Origin of the sequence: Paenibacillus alkalitolerans (assembly GCF_016482785.1) — a bacterium.
Lineage (GTDB): Bacteria > Bacillota > Bacilli > Paenibacillales > YIM-B00363 > Paenibacillus_AE > Paenibacillus_AE alkalitolerans.
The window spans coordinates 33,792-53,042 of the sequence record NZ_JAEMXM010000030.1; the positions used below are offsets into that span (position 1 = coordinate 33,792).

General features: G+C 52.3%; 19 protein-coding genes. All 19 read left to right on the plus strand.

Going from position 1 to position 19,251, the window contains the following annotated elements; all coding sequences use genetic code 11:
* Window positions 1-48: 48 nt before the first annotated feature.
* A complete protein-coding gene (locus JET16_RS27090) occupies window positions 49-732 on the plus strand; it encodes a TerC family protein (protein ID WP_199623346.1) in 684 nt (227 codons plus the stop codon).
* A gap of 65 nt (window positions 733-797) precedes the next feature.
* Window positions 798-1,553 carry a ClpP family protease gene (locus tag JET16_RS27095; protein WP_233532329.1) on the plus strand — a complete coding sequence of 252 codons (756 nt, stop codon included), beginning with the start codon at window positions 798-800 and terminating at the stop codon, window positions 1,551-1,553.
* Entirely contained in the window at window positions 1,550-1,771 is a 222-nt protein-coding gene (locus tag JET16_RS27100) for a YlzJ-like family protein (protein ID WP_199623362.1), read from the plus strand. The genes JET16_RS27095 and JET16_RS27100 overlap by 4 nt, the downstream gene beginning before the upstream one ends.
* Before the next feature lie 290 nt (window positions 1,772-2,061).
* Window positions 2,062-4,626 (plus strand): FtsK/SpoIIIE family DNA translocase, encoded by a 2,565-nt coding sequence (locus JET16_RS27105; RefSeq protein ID WP_233532331.1) that lies wholly within the window; start codon window positions 2,062-2,064, stop codon window positions 4,624-4,626.
* A 100-nt stretch (window positions 4,627-4,726) separates the two neighbouring features.
* Window positions 4,727-5,500, plus strand: a complete 774-nt coding sequence (sleB, locus tag JET16_RS27110; RefSeq protein WP_199623365.1) for a spore cortex-lytic enzyme — start codon at window positions 4,727-4,729, stop codon at window positions 5,498-5,500.
* A 94-nt stretch (window positions 5,501-5,594) separates the two neighbouring features.
* Entirely contained in the window at window positions 5,595-6,881 is a 1,287-nt protein-coding gene (yfmF, locus tag JET16_RS27115) for an EF-P 5-aminopentanol modification-associated protein YfmF (RefSeq protein WP_199623368.1), read from the plus strand.
* Between the two features lie 2 nt (window positions 6,882-6,883).
* Window positions 6,884-8,164 carry an EF-P 5-aminopentanol modification-associated protein YfmH gene (yfmH, locus tag JET16_RS27120; protein ID WP_199623371.1) on the plus strand — a complete coding sequence of 427 codons (1,281 nt, stop codon included), beginning with the start codon at window positions 6,884-6,886 and terminating at the stop codon, window positions 8,162-8,164.
* Between the two features lie 7 nt (window positions 8,165-8,171).
* The gene (gene ymfI, locus JET16_RS27125; protein ID WP_199623374.1) at window positions 8,172-8,921 is read left to right on the plus strand and encodes an elongation factor P 5-aminopentanone reductase; all 750 of its coding nucleotides are present in this window, start codon (window positions 8,172-8,174) and stop codon (window positions 8,919-8,921) included.
* A gap of 103 nt (window positions 8,922-9,024) precedes the next feature.
* On the plus strand, window positions 9,025-9,270 hold the full coding sequence (locus JET16_RS27130; RefSeq protein ID WP_199623376.1) for a DUF3243 domain-containing protein: 246 nt from the start codon (window positions 9,025-9,027) through the stop codon (window positions 9,268-9,270).
* A 280-nt stretch (window positions 9,271-9,550) separates the two neighbouring features.
* Complete coding sequence (locus tag JET16_RS27135) at window positions 9,551-10,294, plus strand: DUF3388 domain-containing protein (protein WP_199623379.1); 744 nt, start codon at window positions 9,551-9,553, stop codon at window positions 10,292-10,294.
* Window positions 10,295-10,315: 21 nt separating this feature from the next.
* Window positions 10,316-11,206, plus strand: coding sequence for a helix-turn-helix domain-containing protein (locus JET16_RS27140; RefSeq protein WP_199623382.1), 891 nt, complete (start codon window positions 10,316-10,318; stop codon window positions 11,204-11,206).
* An 83-nt stretch (window positions 11,207-11,289) separates the two neighbouring features.
* Entirely contained in the window at window positions 11,290-11,463 is a 174-nt protein-coding gene (locus tag JET16_RS27145; protein ID WP_199623385.1) for a hypothetical protein, read from the plus strand.
* A 126-nt stretch (window positions 11,464-11,589) separates the two neighbouring features.
* Complete coding sequence (locus tag JET16_RS27150; RefSeq protein WP_199623388.1) at window positions 11,590-12,081, plus strand: YajQ family cyclic di-GMP-binding protein; 492 nt, start codon at window positions 11,590-11,592, stop codon at window positions 12,079-12,081.
* 134 nt (window positions 12,082-12,215) lie between these two features.
* Complete coding sequence (gene rimO / locus JET16_RS27155; RefSeq protein WP_199623402.1) at window positions 12,216-13,547, plus strand: 30S ribosomal protein S12 methylthiotransferase RimO; 1,332 nt, start codon at window positions 12,216-12,218, stop codon at window positions 13,545-13,547.
* Window positions 13,544-14,119: a CDP-diacylglycerol--glycerol-3-phosphate 3-phosphatidyltransferase gene (gene pgsA, locus JET16_RS27160; RefSeq protein ID WP_199623405.1), complete on the plus strand. Its 576-nt coding sequence runs from the start codon at window positions 13,544-13,546 to the stop codon at window positions 14,117-14,119. Before rimO ends, pgsA begins: the two co-directional genes overlap by 4 nt.
* 89 nt (window positions 14,120-14,208) lie before the next feature.
* Window positions 14,209-15,459, plus strand: a complete 1,251-nt coding sequence (locus JET16_RS27165) for a competence/damage-inducible protein A (protein ID WP_199623408.1) — start codon at window positions 14,209-14,211, stop codon at window positions 15,457-15,459.
* 186 nt (window positions 15,460-15,645) lie between these two features.
* The gene (gene recA, locus JET16_RS27170) at window positions 15,646-16,698 is read left to right on the plus strand and encodes a recombinase RecA (protein ID WP_199623410.1); all 1,053 of its coding nucleotides are present in this window, start codon (window positions 15,646-15,648) and stop codon (window positions 16,696-16,698) included.
* A 65-nt stretch (window positions 16,699-16,763) separates the two neighbouring features.
* Entirely contained in the window at window positions 16,764-17,444 is a 681-nt protein-coding gene (locus JET16_RS27175; RefSeq protein WP_199623412.1) for a RecX family transcriptional regulator, read from the plus strand.
* A gap of 204 nt (window positions 17,445-17,648) precedes the next feature.
* Complete coding sequence (gene rny / locus JET16_RS27180; protein WP_199623427.1) at window positions 17,649-19,190, plus strand: ribonuclease Y; 1,542 nt, start codon at window positions 17,649-17,651, stop codon at window positions 19,188-19,190.
* Window positions 19,191-19,251 lie beyond the last annotated feature (61 nt).

A 19,251-nucleotide genomic window follows, 5' to 3' on the forward strand; every position in this document is an offset into this window, starting at 1 on the left:
GCAACGATTGGATTTGCACGGAGGAAATCGCGTGAAGGAGGCCATACAATGGATTTCATGACAGCGGAATTCTTCTCGGCATTATTGTCAATTGTCATTATAGATTTGGTATTGGCTGGAGATAACGCAATTGTGATCGGCCTGGCAGCCCGCAATTTGCCTAAAGAATTGCAAAGAAGAGTTATTTTTTGGGGCACTTTCGGAGCTATTGCAATCAGATCCCTGTTGACGATGGCTGTTGTTTGGTTACTAAAGATTCCAGCGCTGCTGCTAATCGGAGGAATTTTCCTAATCTGGATTTCTTATAAATTGCTGATTGAGGAAAAAGATCACAATGTGGAAACAGCCCCCAATATGTGGGCGGCAATCAAAACCATTGTCATCGCCGATACGGTGATGGGTATGGATAATGTATTGGCGGTGGCCGGTGCGGCGCACGGAAGCTTCTTGCTTGTCGTCATCGGATTGCTGATCAGCGTGCCGATAGTGATCTGGGGAAGTACCCTTATTTTAAGATGGGTGGAGCGATTCCCGGTAATCGTATATATCGGTGCGGGGGTTCTTGCCTGGACGGCGGTAAAGATGATTGTTGACGAACCGTTGCTGGAAGGCTACTTTGACGCTTCGCCCGTATTGAAGTGGGGATTGACCGTTATTGTCGTGGCGGGGGTTCTGATATTAGGCAGGGCAAAGAGCAGGCGAAAGCGGCAGGCTCGTGCATCTGCTGAATAATTGCGGCTCTCCTTCTCATACTATGACGGACTGATGTGGTCTGAAATCAGAACGGAGGGTCTGCCTTGGAACGATACTACAACAATAACAGCCCGAAATCGGAGCAACCGGAGCCGTACGGCGAACGCAAGAGCGCGGTAGCGGAAAACATCACCACACTGGGTGCGACAAATCCGCCGACTGCGGAGCAGTCCAATATTTACTGCATGACGATAATCGGTCAAGTCGAAGGGCATGTCGTTCTGCCGCCGCAAAATAAAACGACCAAGTACGAGCATCTTATCCCGCAGCTTGTCGCTGCCGAACAAAACCAGCGCATCGAGGGAATGCTGGTCATATTGAATACGGTTGGGGGAGACGTTGAAGCCGGGCTCGCCATCGCGGAGATGATATCCTCCTTGTCCAAGCCGACGGTTACACTCGTATTGGGAGGAGGCCATTCGATCGGAGTGCCGATCGCCGTAAGCTCGGATTATTCGTTTATCGCGGAAACGGCGACGATGACCATTCATCCGATCCGGTTAACCGGTATGGTCATCGGGGTTCCTCAAACATTCGAATATTTGGACAAAATGCAGGAGCGCGTCATTCGGTTCGTACTGGCGCATTCAAGAATAACGGAGGACAAGTTTAAGGAATTGATGTTCAAGACGGGCGAGCTTACCCGCGATATCGGAACGACCGTGATCGGACCCGAAGCGGTAAGGTATGGCCTGATTGATGCTGTCGGAGGCGTGGGAGAAGCGATCAAAGAGCTCAACCGCCGGATCGAGGAACGCCGTGAAACAGGCGTGAAGCCGCAGAGAGGGGTGGCACATTGATATTATACACCCCGTTATCGTTGGAACAGGTGTTTGAAGGCATTGAACAGCTGGAAGCCCCTCAAGAAATAACGCTCAACGGTATTACAATGCAGGTCGAGAGGTTGTCGGAAGCCCAAGCCCGCATTGTGAGACTGATCTCTCCGAATCCTCAAGATTACATGAACGAAAAATACGCGCCGGGATCCATCATTCAATTTACTCCGTCGCTGCAATGAGGAAGGAAATGGAGAACCTCAGGAGAACTATGTTATAACCAAACCTCTTTCGAAGCACATTCAAGGAAACGAGACCGCGAATAAAGGGAGGTTTGGTTTGAACATTGAAATTATGCAGTTATTGCATGAACTTCATGAATTTCAATGTTATAACCAAACCTCTTTCGAAGTACATTCAAGGAAGCGAGACCGCGAATAATGGGAGGTTTGGTTGAAACATCAGAAGGAAGTAAATATGTTTAAATTGCTTGCCTTCTGATGTTATAATGTTCTCCTGGGGGTGTTTGTTGTTGGCGAAGTCAAAGAAACGAAAAAAATCGATGTCCTCCAACCTCAAATTTGAATTATACGGCATTCTGCTGCTTATTTTCTCGGTCATCACGCTCGCCCGGGAAGGTTCGGTCGGCAAATCGATCGCTTTCTTGTTCCGGATCGCTGTAGGCAATTATGAGCCTGTTTTGTCGGCGGTCCTAATTTACATAGCGGTATATCATTTGATGATCAAACGGTCGTGGCCGTCATCGTGGTCCGTGAAATATACGGGAGCGCTGCTTTTTTTATTTGGTCTGCTAATCAGTTCTCATTCGGGTTTATTTAAGCAGCTACTTCCGGAAGGAAATTATACGGCCGGTTGGATCGTCTCGCAGACGTGGACCAGCCTCGAAACTCACTTGACCCCCAATGGAATCGAATTCAAAGGGAAAGATGCCGGGGGCGGAATGATTGGCGGCTTATTGTTTGCGGCGCTTTTCATTTTGTTCGGTCATTGGGGAGCCCAGCTTATTGAGATTGCGCTATATGCCGTAGGATTCTTGCTCGTTACCGGATTGTCGTATGTCCGCATTATGGGTATGGTCAAGCGATTCATCGGCAAAATGTTCGCAAGGATGGGGGAAGGGGCGAAGGAGACGCTGCTGCTGCTTCATCAGCGCAATGGAAGCGCATCCTCCGGCACCGCCGTTGTGAAGCGCAAAGCGAAGACGTCGGTCCCTCTTGTCGATGTTGACGATGAATTTGACGAGGAGAAATGGAAGCCGGCGGAGACGAAGAAGAAAGAGAAGAAGAAAGCCCGCTTCTTCCAATGGTTCGGTTCCGGCGGCGATTCCGGACGCAAAGACGATGCTGAGCGGACGGATGCCGGCGACCGGGACGTTGACGACGTTACCGAGGAAACGGTCGTTTACGTTTCCCAGCCCGCTGATGAAACCATCGGTGAACCGGCGCGGCAGGAACATACGGATGACCCTCACGAACCGGTCTTTGTCGATTTCTTCGATCAAGTTAGGGATACTTTCCGAGAAGACGAACCGGCCATTGCGGTTGAAGCCCCGCTTACGGAACATAAGGGAGCAGTCAATGAAGCGAATGAAGCCGCGGAGACTCCGGGGGAGACTGCGGAAGCTTCCGGCGTGACCGCGCCCGCGCGTCCGCCGTACCGCCTGCCTCCGTTCCACCTGCTGTCAAGACCCGGCGGAGGCAAAGGCGGGGAGTCCGCCGATATTCTGGCAAGAGAAAACGCGCGCAAGCTTGAGGCTACGCTCGAAAGCTTCGGCGTGCGGACGAAAGTGCTGCAAGTCGTGAGAGGACCGGCGGTGACCCGCTACGAAATCCAGCCGGATATCGGCGTCAAGGTCAGCAGAATCGTCTCGCTGACGGACGATATCGCGCTGGCGCTTGCCGCAAAGGACATTCGTATGGAAGCGCCGATTCCCGGCAAATCGGCGATCGGCATCGAGGTGCCGAACACGGAAGTGTCGGTCGTCTCGCTGCGCGAAGTAATGGAGACGTCGGCGTTTCATGAGTCGGATGCACGGCTCACGGTAGCGCTCGGACGGGATATTTCCGGCCAACCGATCGTCGCGAATTTGGCGAAGATGCCGCATTTGCTGGTAGCCGGCGCTACGGGTCAAGGGAAGTCCGTCTGCATCAACAGCATTATCACAAGCGTTCTTTATAAAGCAAAACCGGATGAAGTGAAGTTTTTGATGATCGACCCGAAGATGGTCGAATTGAACGTATACAACGGAATTCCGCATCTGCTCGCACCTGTCGTGACCGATCCGCGCAGAGCGTCGCTCGCGTTGAAGAAAGTCGTGCTGGAGATGGAAAAGCGGTACGAATTGTTCTCCAAATCGGGGACGCGGAATATTGAAGGCTATAACGCACAGTTGGCGGGGAAGGGCGAAGAGCAGCTGCCTTACATTGTCGTTATTGTGGACGAGCTTGCAGACTTGATGATGGTCGCGGCAAGCGATGTGGAAGACGCGATTATCCGTTTGGCACAGATGGCGCGCGCGGCGGGCATACACCTTATCATAGCGACTCAGCGTCCTTCCGTTGACGTTATTACAGGCGTTATTAAAGCGAACATTCCGTCGAGAATCGCATTCGGCGTATCTTCCCAAGTCGATTCGCGGACGATTCTCGATATGGCTGGAGCGGAGAAGCTGCTCGGACGCGGTGACATGCTGTTTATGCCGGTCGGAGCGTCGAAAGCGATGCGCGTGCAGGGCGCTTTCCTGTCCGACAGCGAAGTCGAAGCGGTCGTAACGTTCTGCCGTGACCAAGAGAAAGCGCAGTACAAGGAAGAGATGGTGCCGGAGCTAAGCGAAACGCAGGACGAACAAGAAGAAGACCTGGACGAATTGTTCGATCAAGCGGTCGGCATCGTGCTCGAAGCGAAACAAGCTTCCGTTTCGCTCTTGCAGCGGCGCATGCGTATCGGTTACACAAGAGCCGCCCGGTTGATCGACCAGATGGAGTCCAAAGGCGTCGTCGGCCCGTACGAAGGCAGTAAACCGAGAGAAGTGCTGTTGTCACACGAACAATACCGCGGGGGGCGTCTAAGCTCGTAGTTTCGAATACGCCGGACACATTTTGCATAGAAAAATTTCTCCTTTCTCATACTACAAGTAATTGAATGCCACAACTTGCAGAGAAAGGTTGAAACGACGCATGCGAACTCGGCTGGTAATTGTGACGCTCTGTCTTGTCGTCGGACTCGCCTTCACCCTCCAAGCGAAATTATCGCAGCAGGACAGCGGGGTTGAAGAAACGTTCAGCAAGGCGACGATTAAATACGGCGCTGCGGGTAAAGACGTCAGAGAGCTGCAAGGGCGGTTGAAGCTCATCGGTTTTTACACCGGAGAAGTAAATGGCAATTTCGATTTCAGGACGCTCAAGGCGGTAAAAAGATTTCAAGGCGAGTTCGGTCTTAAAGTGGATGGCGTTGTAGGCGGCAAGACGAAAGTAAAATTATATAACGCGACGAAACATTGGAGACCCGGCATGGGGGAGCAGGCGGCAGGAAAGCCGAAGGCAGGCGGCGCTCCTAAGAAGGCCGCCAAGCTGCCGACGACATCGCACCGCGGGTTTTCCAGCAACGACCTGAAGATGATGGCTAACGCTGTGCACGGTGAAGCGCGGGGGGAACCGTACATCGGCAAAGTGGCCGTCGCCGCGGTCATCTTGAATCGTGTGGATAATCCGAGCTTTCCGAATACTCCGTCCGGCGTCATATTTCAGCCGGGCGCGTTCACGGCTGTTGCGGACGGCCAAATTTGGCTCACTCCGGACGCAGAGTCCGTTAAAGCGGTTCAGGATGCGCTCAACGGATGGGACCCGAGCGACGGCTGCATATACTATTTCAATCCGGTTACCGCAACGTCGAAGTGGATCTGGTCCCGGCCTCAGTACAAAAGAATAGGAAAACATATTTTCTGCCGTTAGGGAAGAAGAAGCGACCGGCTCCGGTTGCTTCTTTTCCGTTTCAAGGAATTATCGGATATAATAAAGGATAAATTGAACTGGAAGGAGTTACCGTATGAGCGCTACTATGTTTGAACGGGATTCGGTAAAGGGCATCCGGTTGCACGTTCTGCCTACCGATCGTTACAAAACCACTGCGATTTCAGTTTTCATCGGGCACCTCCTGGAAGAGCGCACAGTCACGCCGATCGCGGTGACGCCGTTCGTGCTCCGCCGCGGAACGGCTTCTTATCCGGAGACGAAACAGTTCCGAGAAGCGTTGGACTCGATGTACGGCGCCGGGTTCGGGTTTGATATTTATAAGCGCGGCGACTATCAAATCATCAACTTCCGGATGGACGTCATTCAAGACGAGTTCGTATCGTCCGGCGCTTCCTTGTTGAGTCAGGCTCTGACGTTTCTCGGAGAGACTTTGACAAAGCCGGCTTTGGAAAACAACAGGTTTGTGGAGCGTTATGTGGAAGCGGAGAAACATACCGTCCAGAAGAAGCTGGAGGCGATCGTCAACGATAAGGGACGATATGCAGCCGAACGCTGCATTGAAGAGATGTGTGCCGGCGAACCGTACCGTCTCCATCCGCTCGGGATGAAAGAAGCGCTGCCCGGCATCACTTCCGAATCTCTGTACGATATGTACCGCAGTTGGCTGGGCAGTTCTCCCATCGATATATATGTTGTGGGAAATACATCGATGGACGAGGTTAAGTCGCTGATCGGCAACGTCTTCGCGTTTGAACGCGGCGCGAATGCGAAAGACCGTTATACATTTAACCGGACGACCAAGGATATTAATGACGTCCGTACCGTAGTGGAGCGAATGGATGTCGGTCAAGGCAAATTAAATATGGGTCTCAGGTCCCCGACCGCTTACGCCGATCCGAATTATCCGGCAGCACTCGTATACAACGGCGTGCTTGGAAGCTTTCCGCATTCCAAGCTGTTTACGAACGTGCGGGAAAAGGCGAGCCTCGCTTATTACGCTTCTTCCCGTCTTGACGGACATAAAGGAATCATAACGATTCAATCGGGTATAGAAATCGCCAATTACGAGAAAGCCGTCGATATAATCCGCAAGCAGTTGGAAGCGATGGTTTCGGGCGATATTTCCGAGCTTGAAATCCGGCAGACGAAGGCGATGATCAGAAACCACTTGCGGGAATTGAACGATAACGCCTACGAAACGATAGCGTTCGACTTTAACACGGTGTTATCGGGCAAGACGCGGACCGCGGACGAACTGTGGAACGAAGTCGATTCGGTTTCGGTTGATGATATCGTGAGCTTCGCCCATGGCGTTAAGTTGGACACGATTTATTTCTTGCGCGACCGGAAGGAGGGATAAACGTGCAAAAACACGAGTACCCGCACGTGAAAGAAACCGTTTATTCGGAGACGCTGGACAACGGATTGAGCGTATTCGTGCTGCCGAAGCCCGGTTTCACGAAGACGTATGCAACGTTCTCGACCAAATACGGCTCGGTCGACAATCACTTTGCGGTCGGAGACGAACAACCGGAGAAGGTTCCGGACGGCATCGCCCACTTCCTGGAGCACAAAATGTTCGAAGAACCGGAAGGCGATATCTTTGCGAAGTTCGCCTCGTTAGGCGCCTCTTCCAATGCGTTCACGAGTTTCGACCGGACGGTTTATTTGTTCTCGGCAACGGATCATATCAAGGAAAACGTGGAGACGCTCATCGATTTCGTTCAAAATCCGTACTTCACCGATGCGAATGTGGAGAAAGAGAAAGGGATTATCGGCCAAGAAATCAAGATGTATCAGGACAATCCGGATTGGCGGGTGTATTTCGGCTTGATTGACGCGCTTTACCATATCCACCCGGTACACATCGACATTGCGGGCACGGTCGAGTCCATCGGCGAAATAACGAAAGAAACGCTGTTTCGTTGTTACCGCACCTTTTATCATCCGTCGAACATGACGTTGTTCATCGTGGGCGGCGTTGATCCGGAAGAGATGTTGAATTTGGTCAGAGAGAACCAAGCGAAGAAACAGTTTGCGCCGCAGGGCGAAATACGCCGCATCTTCGACGAGGAGAAGCGGGAGGTGAAGCATGTCCGCCGGGATATTACGCTGCCCGTGTCGCTGCCGAAATGCTTGTTCGGCATTAAAGAGCCTGCCCCTGATATAACCGGTGAACCGCTGCTTAGGCAAGAAATTGTGACGAAGCTGATGTTCGACATCTTGTTTAGCCCGAGTTCCGACTTGTATCAGCAATTGTACGACGACAAATTAATTACGGACAGCTTCGGCGCGGAATACAACTGCAGCGAGCAGTACGCCTTCTCCATCATCGGAGGCGACACGCGCGATCCCGACGAGTTGGCGAGACGCATTCGCGAAGCGGTGGAAGCAATGATCGGCGCGGGCATTCCGAAGGAAGTGTTCGAAAGAACACGCAAGAAGAAGATCGGCGGTTACTTCCGGATGTTGAACTCGCCTGAGGCGATCGCGAATGAATTTACGAAGCATCGTTTCCGCGGAACGAACTTGTTCGATATGCTGCACTTGTATGAAAATGTGACGGCAGAAGAAGCAGAAGCGCGTTTGAAGGAACATTTTCAATGGGAGAGGATGTCGGTTTGCGTTGTAAAGAGCGAGTGATCTGCTCATGTTAAAACCTCTGCGCGAAATGACCGTGTTGGTGACAGGGGGAAGCCGCGGAATCGGCGCGGCCATTGCCGAGCGTTTCGCCACGGTAGGAATGAAAGTGGGCATCCATTACTTGGGTGCGCATGAAGCGGCGAACGAGACGGCGAGGCGCTGCTTAAAGCACGGAACGGATGTGCTGACGGTAACCGCCGACTTGCGTTCCAAGGAACAAATTGAAAGAATGAAAGAGAAGCTTGCCAAACATGGGATGATTCCCGATATTTTGGTAAACAACGCGGGCATCGCCCACTACGGCATGTTGTCGGATGTAACCGAGGAAGAATGGGATAACGTCATGAACGTAAATTTGAAAGGGATGTTCTTGTGCACCCAATCGTTCATACCGCACATGGTATCCCAAAAATACGGGCGTATCGTGAACGTGTCGTCGGTATGGGGCATCGCGGGTGCGTCTTGCGAAGTGGTATATTCCACCGCGAAAGGCGGCATGAACGCTTTCACGAAGGCGCTTGCGAAAGAACTGGCGCCTTCCGGAGTGACGGTGAATGCCGTCGCTCCAGGACCGGTGGAGACGGCCATGATGGCCCGCTTCGAAACGGCGGAGAAAGCGGCGATCGCCGAAGACATACCCGCCGGCCGGTTCGCCCATCCGGAAGAAATCGCTTCGCTCGTATACTTTCTCGCTTTACCCGAATCCGGGTATATTACCGGGCAAATCATTTCCCCCAACGGCGGTTGGCATACTTAATATTGGAACCCGCATCCTGCGCGGATGCGCGGATTGAAACATGCATAACCTTCTCGACAAACGCGAATATTACGAATGACCACACTTTACGAGGAGGAAGCACATGACAACCGTATTAAGCACTTACGATAAATGGAAGCAGTTTCTCGGCGAACGCGTACAAAACGCCCGTGCGGCAGGAATGAGCGAATCGACGATCAAGAAGCTCGCAACGGAAATCGGCGATTTCTTGTCGAAAAACGTCGATCCGAAAAACGATGAAGAGCGGGTTCTTAAAGAAATGTGGGACGTCAGCGACGAAAACGAACGAAATGTGATGGCGGGCATCATGATGAAAATGGTCGACTAGCTGCTACGAGAAGCTCCGATGGATCCGGTTCGGCTGAACCGCTGGCCCTCCATCGGGGCTTTTCTGCTTTTTCAACAATAGTGGCAGGAAATAAGCGAAAAATGTAGAATGTAATCGAATGCCCGAAATCAGGAAAGCCTCGGACTGTCCGCAGCAAATACAGAATATGATAACAATAACTTCTATCGAAGTGCTTTCAAGCAAGCGGTACGTCCTTTAACGGAAATATTCTTGAAAAAACTAAAAGCAGGTGAGCACGCTGGAGCCGAAACAATGGTACATGGAATATAAAATACACAAAAACCGCCCCGGTTTGCTCGGCGACATTGCATCGCTTATGGGGATGTTGGAAATTAATATTATAACGATCAACGGCGTCGAAGATAAGACGCGCGGCATGCTCCTTCAAACAGATGACGATGAAAAAATTGAAGTGATGGGTAAAATGTTGAAGAAAGTGGACAATATAACAGTGACCGCCTTGCGGGCGCCGAAGCTGGTCGATATTTTGGCGGTCCGCCACGGCCGGTACATTGAACGCGATTCGGACGACCGGAAGACGTTTCGGTTCACACGGGACGAGCTCGGTTTGCTGGTCGACTTCCTTGGGGAGCTGTTCAAGCGCGAAGGCAACCAGGTTGTGGGCCTTCGCGGCATGCCTCGCGTAGGGAAGACGGAATCGATCATTGCGGGAAGCGTTTGCGCGAATAAGCGGTGGACGTTCGTTTCTTCAACGCTTCTCCGTCAAACGGTGCGCAGCCAACTGTCCGAAGACGAGTTTAATCCGAACAACGTATTCATAATCGACGGAATTGTAAGCACGATCCGGTCGAATGAAAAGCACCACGTGCTTCTTCAAGAAATTATGGCCATGCCTTCCACGAAGGTTGTCGAGCATCCCGACATATTCGTTCGGGAATCGGGGTTTGATTATAACAAGTTCGATTGCATCATCGAACTGCGAAATACGCCGGATGAGGAAATTACGTACGAATCTTTTACCGCCAATTACGAAGGATTCTAACAACGACGGGGAGGTGCTTTAGTGTCTGACCTTGGACAGTTGCTGCGAAAAGCCCGTACGGAGCGAGGAATTACGCTGGAAGAGCTTCAGGAAGGAACCAAAATCCGCAAACGGTACTTGGAAGCGATTGAGGAAGGCAAGTACGATATCTTACCGGGCAATTTTTACGCCAGAGCATTTATTAAGCAGTATTCGGAAGCGGTAGGGTTGGATGCCGACGAAGTGCTGCGTCTTTATGCGAACGAAATTCCGGCGACGGAGCCCGAACAATCCGCCGAGCCGATCCGAATGAAGCGCCGCCCGGTCAATGCGCCGGAACGGACGAGCAGATGGGCGTCCGTCGTTCTGATGATCGCATTCCCCCTTCTCATATTGGGGGTCATATATTACTTTTCCTTGAACGGGCTGCAGCCGAAAGACAATGTGATGGACGACACACCGTTGACCGATCAGCGCGAATCCGAGCAGGGCGCCGGGGATGGGCCGATGGCGGGAGGAGACGGCGAGGAAGGCAACGCAACTCCGGATTCCGAACCGGTGACGCCGGATCCCGAAACGCAGACGCCCGATCCGGAACCCGAGGCGGACGTCGCATTCGTTGAAAAATTCCGCGTCAAAGGCGCAGAAGCGGAGCGGTTTGAAGTAAAGAACGCCTCCACGATTAAAGTGGAAATGAAGACGATAGGCAGCGAGTGCTGGGTCGGTATCATGAAAGACTCTTACAAAAGCGGCGACTATGTTTACCAGAAAAGATTGATCAAGGACGAGACGTACAGTGCCGAATTCGATCACAATATATACATTAACATAGGGCGCGCCAACGCTATGGAGCTGAAGATCAACGGAGTTGTCATCGATTTGGGAACCGAGCCCGATCCTCGCAAATATCAGTTCGAACTAACATCCTCTTAGTTGAATAATTTTTATTGTCATGGGCAATATAGAACATACGCAGTGTAAAGTTACATAACAAACCTTCAAAGCGAGGGAACCCTATGACAATAAGCTGGATCGTTACAGGATTAGGTGTCGTAGTGAGCCTGCTCGGCTGGTATTTGACCCCTGACCCTTGGGGCTACGGCATCTTCGGTTTCGGCTTGGCGCATATCGTGCTCGGCATTCTCGACATGTTTCGGGAGCCTGCGCACAGCGGCGAACAAAGAGCTTGACATTATTTGTTTCGATACATCCAGACATCCGCTTCGAGCAGGATGTCTTTTTTCCGCGTTTTGCCATAGTCCGCACTTCATTGATATAATGTGAGAAAGAACACCGCTGACGAAAGGAGAATGTCGTTGATGTCCGAGTATTCTTTCGATATCGTATCCAAAGTCGACATGCAAGAAATGTCCAACGCGATTACGCAAGCTATGAGGGAAATTGAGACCCGGTTCGATTTTAAGGGCAGCAAGAGCAATATAGAGCTGGAAAAAGAAGAACTGGTCATTGCCTCCGACGATGAGTATAAATTAAAGAGCGTCATCGACATTCTGCAAGGAAAGATGACGAAGCGCGGCATTTCGATCAAAAATATGGATTTCGGCAAAGTCGAACCCGCTTCCGGAGGGACCGTTCGGCAGCGGGTGAAGTTGAAGCAAGGTATCGGACAAGAGGACGCGAAGAAAATCAACGTCATGATTCGCGATTCCAAGTTGAAAGTAAAATCGCAAATTCAAGGCGATCAATTGCGCGTGAGCGGCAAGAGCAAGGACGATCTGCAATCGGTCATCGCTATGCTCCGCGGCGCTGACTTGCCTCTCGATCTGCAGTTCGTTAATATGAAATAGCTGCCTTGCGATCCATTTCGTCCCTTGAAACGGCTTTCTAATGCGGTTTTTGGGGACGTTTTCTTTTTGACTCATTGGGAACGCTTGTATTATAATGGGCTTCGATTGAAAGGTGAAAATGGGGGATTTAGAGCATGACCGAGAAAATAAAAGTGGTCACCCTCGGCTGTGAGAAAAATTTGGTGGACTCGGAAATTATGTCCGGCCTTGTCGCGCAGCGGGGGTATTCGCTTGTTGATGATAAAGAGGAAGCGACCGTCATCATTGTCAATACATGCGGTTTCATCGATGCGGCCAAGGAAGAGTCCGTGAACACGATTTTGGATATGGCCGAGCTGAAGCAAACCGGCAACCTGAAAGCTTTGATCGTTTCGGGATGCTTGACGCAGCGGTATAAAGAGGAATTAATGAAGGAAATGCCGGAAATCGACGGGATTGTCGGTACGGGCGATTTCGATAAAATTAACGATATTGTCGATGAAGCGCTTCGCGGTAAGAAGCCGATTCTCATTGGTAATCCAGTGTTCAATTACGATCAGGCGCTTCCCCGCAAAGTGACGACTCCGCGATACACGGCGTACGTCAAGATTGCGGAAGGCTGCGACAACGCATGTACGTTTTGTTCGATTCCGATCATGCGCGGCGCTTTCCGCAGCCGATCCATGGAGTCGATCCTTTCGGAAGTGGCGTCGCTTGCGGAACAAGGAGTGAAAGAAATTTCGCTCATCGCGCAAGACTCTACGAACTATGGGACCGATCTGTACGACGGGTTCATGCTGCCGACGTTGTTGAACCGGGTGAGCGAAGTGCCGGGCATCGAATGGGTTCGCCTCCATTATGCGTACCCTGGATTTTTCACCGACGAATTGATCGATACGATTGCGGAAAATCCGAAGATTTGCAAATATATCGACATGCCGCTGCAGCATAGCGAAGACCGCGTGCTGAAGCGGATGCGGCGTCCCGGCCGCCAAAGGGACGTCCGCGAGCTGGTCGCCCGCATTCGCGAGCGTATTCCGGATGCCGTGCTGCGCACATCGATGATCGTCGGATTTCCCGGCGAAACGGATGAAGATTTCGAGCGGCTTGTGGAGTTTGTCCGCGAAATGAAATTCGACCGTCTCGGCGTATTCGCTTATTCGCAAGAGGAAGATACGCCTGCTTCCCGTTTGCCGGACCAGGTTCCGGAAGAAGTCAAGGAATACAGGGCGACGACGTTAATGGAAGTGCAGCGGGAAGTAGCGAAGGAAGCGAACGGTCGGTTTATCGGCAAGCAAATCGACGTGTTGATCGAACGTTACGACGGGCGAAATGACGTATATATCGGCAGATCGCAATACGACGCTCCTGAAATCGACGGGGAAGTATACGTAACCGGATGCAAGCCGGAGATAGGGCGTTTACAGAAAGTGCGCATTACGCATTCGTTGGAATTCGACTTGTCGGGCGTTGGTGTTTCCGCATGAATTTGCCGAACCGAATCACATTGGCGCGTATTTTTCTCGTCCCCATCATCATGTTTTTCTTATTGGTGGAGCTGCCTCTTCCGGAACTGCGGATCGAGAGCTTCTCCATTACATACAATCAGTTGATAGCCGCTTTTATTTTCATTGTCGCCGCCAGCACGGACGGATTGGACGGGTACATCGCGCGTTCCCGCAAACTGGTGACGAATCTTGGCAAGCTGCTGGATCCGTTGGCGGACAAATTGCTTGTAGCGGCGGTGTTGATTTCGCTCGTGGAGATGCAGAAGCTGGACGCGTGGATCGCGATCGTTATTATTTCCCGCGAGTTTGCGGTTACAGGTCTGCGTCAGGTCGCCTTGCTCGAGGGTACGGTTATGGCCGCGAGCGCATGGGGGAAGTGGAAGACGGGCATTCAAATCGCGATGATCGTCGATTTGCTGCTGAATAATTTCCCGTTTTCGTTAGTCGGGCTGCCGTTTGACGTGCTTATCAGTTGGGCAGCCGCCATCATTACGGTGTATTCGGGAATCGATTATTTCGTTAAGAATAAGAATGTCATTGAGAACGCCTGACGATTGGGGGTGCCGGGAAACAATATTTTCGTTTCTTGGCGCTTTTTTCGTGTTTGCCGAGTGAAATCATACAGTGAGGTGTCAAACCCATGAAAGCGGAAATAATTGCTGTCGGTACCGAACTTCTGCTGGGGCAGATCGTGAATACGAACGCTCAGTATCTGTCGCAGGAGTGCGCCGGTCTCGGGATCGACGTGTACTTCCAGACGGTGGTAGGCGACAACGAAGAGAGGGTGCGGACTGCGTTAACGATTGCGCGCGGCCGCGCGGATTTGATCATTTGCACAGGCGGGCTCGGACCGACAATGGACGATATTACAAGAGACGTACTTGCCGCTCACGTCGGAAAGGGACTTGTTTACGACGAAGATGCTCTTCGGAAAATCGAGTCGTACTTTCAGCAAAGAGGCGTTGCAATGACGGAAAACAACCGCCGCCAAGCGCTGAAGGTGGAAGGCGCCGCGCCGCTTGCGAACGAAACCGGCCTGGCCGTCGGATGCGCCTTGACGCACGAAGGCACGCATTACATGTTATTGCCGGGACCTCCGCGGGAACTGAAACCGATGTTCGCAAAATACGCAACGCGCTGGCTGCGAAGCGTCATGGGAGACCAGATGCCGCTTCATTCCCATATCATGAAATTTGCCGGAATCGGAGAATCCGCTTTGGAGGACCGGCTGATCGATTTGATAAGAGAACAATCCGACCCGACCATCGCCCCTTACGCCAAAGAAGGAGAGGTCATGATCCGCTTGGCGACGAAAGCCGGGGACAAGGAGACCGCGGAAACAAAATTGTTTGCGGTTCGCGCGAAAATTATGGAGCGGGTGGGCGATCATGTGTATGCGGAAGAGGACGTCGGGCTTGAAACGGCGGTTCTTCGTCTGCTCACCTCCAGAGGCGAAACGTTGTCGCTCGCGGAAAGCTGCACGGGAGGCATGATTGCGGATACGATCACGGGCATCCCGGGGAGCTCTGCGGCGCTGGCGGGAGGAGTCGTATGTTACACCAATGCGGTGAAGCATAAAGTGTTGGGCATCCCGATGGAGCTGCTGGAAGGCGATAATGCGCCAGGTGCGATCAGCGAACAAACCGCAATCGAACTCGCCCGCAGCGTTCGACGTTTGACGGATTCGCATTGGGGCGTGTCCGTCACAGGCGTGGCCGGCCCGGCAGAAGCGGAAGGGAAGCCGGTCGGCCTTGTATTTATCGGCATAGCGGGGCCCAACGGGAACGTCAAAGCGTACCGTCACCAGCTTGCCGGAAACCGGGAAACGGTGAAAGTGCGGGCGGCGAAAGCAGCGTTGTACCGCTTATGGACAAACATTCGTCTTGCCTAATATAGTCAAGCCATAGTATAATGTGGAAGTAACGTTAATGAAGCGGAAGCACCGCGGCGATGTTTGATTGCTGCGGTTTTTTTATGTCCGTTTTCAAAAAAAAACGAATGTATGTTCGAAAAAATCCTTGGCAACGAAGCCAAAAGAAGGTATGATTCTATTATCAGGGATAAAGGAAGTGGTTTTGTGAGCGACCGTCGCGCCGCTTTGGAGATGGCTTTGCGCCAGATCGAGAAACAATTCGGCAAAGGATCGATAATGAAATTGGGAGAGTCGGCACAACTGCAAGTGGAGACGGTGCCGAGCGGTTCCCTTGCGTTGGATATCGCCCTCGGAGTCGGAGGATTTCCGCGCGGGCGCATTATTGAAGTATTCGGACCCGAATCGTCGGGTAAAACAACAATTGCCCTTCATGCAATTGCCGAGGTGCAGAAGCGCGGCGGACAAGCCGCTTTCATCGACGCGGAACACGCGTTGGATCCGGTGTATGCGTCGAAGCTGGGCATTAACATCGACGAATTGCTCTTGTCTCAACCGGATACGGGCGAGCAAGCGCTCGAAATTGCGGAAGCGCTCGTTCGAAGCGGCGCGGTGGACATTGTCGTCATCGACTCCGTTGCGGCGCTTGTGCCGAAGGCGGAGATCGAGGGAGAGATGGGCGATTCCCACGTCGGTCTGCAAGCGCGCTTGATGTCGCAGGCGTTGCGGAAGCTTGGCGGCGCCATCAGCAAATCGAAGACGATCACGATCTTCATCAACCAGCTGCGCGAGAAGGTCGGCGTCATGTTCGGCAACCCGGAGACGACGCCGGGCGGACGCGCCTTGAAATTTTATTCGTCGGTGAGACTTGATGTTCGCCGCGTCGAATCGATCAAGCAAGGCAACGATATGGTCGGCAACCGCACCCGGATAAAAGTGGTGAAGAATAAAATCGCGCCTCCGTTCAAGCAAGCGGATGTGGATATCATGTACGGCGAAGGCATCTCGAGGGAAGGCAGCATTATCGATATCGGCACGGAGATGGATATCGTTCAGAAGAGCGGCGCCTGGTTCTCTTACAACGGAGACCGTCTCGGCCAAGGCCGCGAGAACGCGAAGCAGTTCTTGAAGGATAATCCCGCCATAGCCGAAGCGATCGAGAAGCAGGTTCGCGAGTCAGTGAACCTTACCGGAGCAGTGCCGATCCGCGGGAACGGTTTGGAAGACGACGAGGACGAATTGGAAGAGGGCGTTGAATAAATCGAATGCAGGCACCCGTTGTTCTCTATTGCGGGTGTCTTTCTCTGTATCAGGAGGTTTTAAGCGTGGGCAAAGGGGTAATCACCGCCGTCGAGCGGCAAGCAAGGAGCAAGCAGCGGTACAACGTATTCATTGACGGCGAGCTTGCGTTTGCCGTTCATGAGGATGTGCTCATTAAACACCGGTTGTTGAAAGGCGAATCGGTGGATGCCGGGCGTCTCGAAGAAGTGCTTCTCGATGAAGAGAGGCAAAGCGCATACGTTAAAGTTCTCCGTTGGCTCGGAGCTCGGCATCGTACCGAGAAAGAGATCAAAGCGTATTTGCGCCGTCATAAATACGAGCCGGCAGTTGTCGAAGAGGTACTCACCCGAGTCCGGCACCAAGGGTATATCGACGACGAGCGATTCAGCCGCACGCTGGCCGAAGAGCGCTTGAAGTCCCACGGCAAGGGCAAACGGTGGATTCGCCAAGAGCTGCTTCATAAAGGCGTCGACCGCTCCATCGTTCAGGAAACGTTGGCGGATATCGACGAGGAAGCCGAGTTCCGCTCAGCTGCGGATATAGCCAGAAAGCGGTGGAAGTCCGCGGCCGGCAAAGGCGACCCGAGAGACGTGAGGAGAAGATTGGCTGCATACTTGGCAAGACGCGGTTATTCGCCGGAAATCGTGCAACGCGCGGTGCGCTTCGTAACGTCCGAATCCGACTCCGACACATGGGATGACGACGCCGGAGAATGGTCCTGGTAATAGTCGGTTGCTTGACATTTTTCTTTACTGAAAGCTACAATGAAATAGTATATTCACTTTTTTACTCGCCAATTCATCATCTGAACGCTCGAACATGGAACAACAAGCTTTGGATTTCGAAATGGACAATTGAACAACTAGGACACATCGTTGAGCCGTAACGCCTAAGCTCAACCGTTGTGTGGCAACGAGGAGGTGAACTGGATGCAATCATGGGTCGCAGTCGTCATCGCTCTCGTTGTTGGCGCAGCATGCTTAGGGATCGGTTACTTTATTCGCAAGTCCTTAGCCGAAGCAAAAATTTCGAGTGCAGAAGAAGCGGCTCGGAACATTCTTGAAAATGCGACAAAAGAAGCCGAGGCGCTGAAAAAAGAGGCGGTTTTAGAAGCGAAGGACGATATTCATAAATTTCGCACTGAAGCCGAACGAGACATTCGTGAACGTCGGAACGAAACGCAACGGCTGGAACGAAGGTTACTGCAAAAAGAGGAAACGCTGGATAAAAAACTGGATTCCCTTGAACGGAAAGAAGAGCAGCTTGCCAACAAAGAGAAGCGTGTCGAGGAAACACAAGCGAACGTCGACGCTCTCTACCGCAAGCAAGTAGAAGAGTTGGAACGCATCTCCGGCTTAACGACGGAAGAAGCGAAACAGACGATACTAAGCAACGTAGAGAAAGAAGTTCGCCTTGAAACAGCGCAAATGATTAAAGAAGTTGAGCAGCAGGCGAAAGAAGAAGCCGATAAGAAGGCTAGAGAGATCATTACGCTTGCGATTCAACGCTGTGCGGCGGATCACGTCGCCGAAACGACGGTTTCGGTCGTAACGCTGCCGAACGAAGAGATGAAAGGCCGCATCATCGGCCGCGAAGGCCGCAACATCCGGGCGCTGGAGACGCTGACCGGGATCGATCTTATTATCGACGATACTCCGGAAGCGGTCATCCTGTCCGGCTTCGACCCGATACGGCGTGAAGTTGCCCGCAATGCGCTTGAGAAGCTCGTTGCCGACGGCCGCATTCACCCGGCGCGGATCGAAGAGATGGTGGAGAAGTCGCGCAAAGAAGTTGACGAACGTATCCGTGAGTACGGTGAACAAGCGACGTTCGAAGTCGGCGTACACGGTCTTCACCCGGATCTTATTAAAATCTTGGGCCGTTTGAAATTCCGGACAAGCTACGGACAGAACGTGTTGAAACACTCGATGGAAGTAGCATATTTGTCGGGACTGATGGCCGGTGAGCTCGGAGAAGACGTCACGCTTGCGAAACGCGCGGGTTTACTGCACGACATCGGGAAAGCGTTGGACCATGAAGTGGAAGGTTCGCATGTTGAAATTGGCGTAGAAATTGGGAAGAAATACAAAGAACACCCTGTCGTCATCAATAGTATCGCATCGCATCACGGCGATACGGAAGCTACATCGGTTATCGCGATGTTAGTCGGAGCTGCGGATGCGCTTTCCGCGGCAAGACCAGGAGCGCGGCGCGAAACGTTGGAGACGTACATCAAGCGTCTGCAGCGTCTCGAAGAGATTTCCGAATCGTTCGAAGGAGTCGAGAAATCGTACGCGATCCAAGCCGGACGCGAAATCCGCGTCATGGTGCAGCCGGACAAAGTCGACGATACGGAAGCGTTCCGACTGGCCCGCGACATCACGAAGAAAATCGAGAACGAACTCGATTACCCCGGCCACATTAAAGTGACGGTTATTCGTGAGACGAGAGCGGTTGAGTACGCAAAATAATACGCAAACTATGAAAAGTGGCTTACAACAAGCCACTTTTTCTTCTTCATGATAAGAGGTG